This is a genomic window from Microvirga tunisiensis (assembly GCF_009296175.1).
Lineage (GTDB): Bacteria > Pseudomonadota > Alphaproteobacteria > Rhizobiales > Beijerinckiaceae > Microvirga > Microvirga tunisiensis.
Map to the genome: position 1 here is coordinate 1 of NZ_VOSK01000676.1, position 1773 is coordinate 1773.

General features: G+C 63.6%; 2 protein-coding genes. Both read right to left on the reverse strand.

Translation table 11 applies throughout. The features are described from left to right. Positions 1 to 213 precede the first annotated feature (213 nt). Positions 214 to 735 carry a hypothetical protein gene (locus FS320_RS42760; RefSeq protein WP_152718569.1) on the reverse strand — a complete coding sequence of 174 codons (522 nt, stop codon included), beginning with the start codon at positions 733 to 735 and terminating at the stop codon, positions 214 to 216. A gap of 314 nt (positions 736 to 1049) precedes the next feature. Next, positions 1050 to 1424 (reverse strand): hypothetical protein, encoded by a 375-nt coding sequence (locus FS320_RS42765; protein ID WP_152718570.1) that lies wholly within the window; start codon positions 1422 to 1424, stop codon positions 1050 to 1052. Positions 1425 to 1773 lie beyond the last annotated feature (349 nt).

A 1773-nucleotide genomic window follows, 5' to 3' on the forward strand; every position in this document is an offset into this window, starting at 1 on the left:
TACCGCCTCGTCCGCCATCGCCTGGAACTCTATGCCGTGCCGAGACCAGCCAGCCGACGCTCGGACGGGAACCGATCCTGATCGGGCATTTGTCCTGCGGACGATTTCGAGGGCGATGCCGCATTCCGGTACGCAGCACGATGATGGCTTCTCCGGAAAATCACGTTCGTTCGACTGAAATGGGACCCTGCCGGCTTCGCGGCTCGTGAGGCCTTATCGTTTGGGCACGATCGTGATCGTAAGCATGCCATCCGCCCCCTGGTCGAAGGCCAACGAATAGTGGGCCGCGATGCCGTCGCCTTCGCTCTGCCCATCGCGCAGGGCCGTCCCAGGCAAGTCCGCGAGCAGCCTGGATCTCCGGCCAGGTTGCAGTTTGGCGTCAAAGATTTCCATCGTTGCTCCCAGTGCCGACATGGCTTCCGCGACATGGTCATGAACGTCGCCCGCGGCATCGGTTGCCAGGAGGTCCGATGCAATCGTGATTTCTCCTGTTCGGGGCGGTTCTGCCCGACCCGTGGCGACAAGGGAGGTGCGCGCTGACGAGAAACGGCATTCGATCCGCTCGCGTCCCTCGCACCGGTCCAGTTCGAATTGCAGATCGAGCCCGGCCAGCCGGAGCCTGCCGTTCACCGCGATGCCGACAGCGCGGGGCGTCCTGTCGAACGGGCCCGCGATGGCCGGCCCGGTAAGGACGGCCATAAGGGCTGTGGTGAGGATTTTCCGTCGGTTGCCCATCGGGGCACCCTCCGCCGTCGGAAAACATGGGCCCATACTGTGGCTGAAGTGTGCCGGCTAGCTCCCTTCAGTGGATGGCAAGGGATGCGGAACGGGCTCCCTGGGTCGGCCTCGACCACGCTCCATTCCTAGGAATTCCTCGATCGCCGCAAACACCATCAAGGCATCTCAGGGCCTTATGGCGCGGGTCTTCGGTGGAGACCCTTTGCGCCATGCCCGTGCTCACAGGATCCGCCATGACCACACGGTTTGGCCAATCGATGGGCGTGGTCCGGCGTGACAACATCCAAGGTGATCAGTGTGATGCAAGGTGATCAGTTTGGCCTGGGCGTTTCCGGAGCCGGGGACGATGCCGGAGGACTTGTGGGCGCGCCCTGCTGCATGTCGGGCATGCTCCGCATCCCAGGAATGTCCTGCATGCCGCCGGGTTGTCCGGGCTGGGGCTGCATCATGGCCATGTTCCGACAGCACGGGCACATGCTGCCCGTGGACTGACCCGGCGCTGTGGGCTGGGTCATCTGGCCCGGTTGCTGGGCTTGGGCTGTAGCCGTCGGCGTGGCGCACATCATCGGACTGACCGCTGCGGTCGAACCCATGGTTTGGGCTGCGGCCTGGTGCATCGGACAGGCGAGGACTGGGGTGGCAGCGAAACCGGCCGCGACGGCGATGGCAAGGGTGAACTTCCTCATAGCGAGGCCCTCCGAACTGACCTGGCGAGCTTCGCGCCGTTTGTATGCTCCGGCAACTCGCAATGTGGTGAGGGGCAAGCCTAAAGGCTCGTGGCTGGTAAGAAGCCCGCCGCGGGATTAATTCAGATCGCCCTTGCACGATCACGAATGCATGCAGGCCTCGTGCCACGCCTTTTGCGCCGTTGACGGGAAATCCTGTGAAGCGATCGTGTGGGATGCCGACTAGATCCTCGGCACAGTGATTATGACCCTTTGGCGAGTGGCTCGAGAGGGGCGAGTTTAGGATAGGCGCGGCTCATTTTGGCCCGGGCCTTTTCGGTCGTGAACATCCAGGTGATGCGTGCGCCGC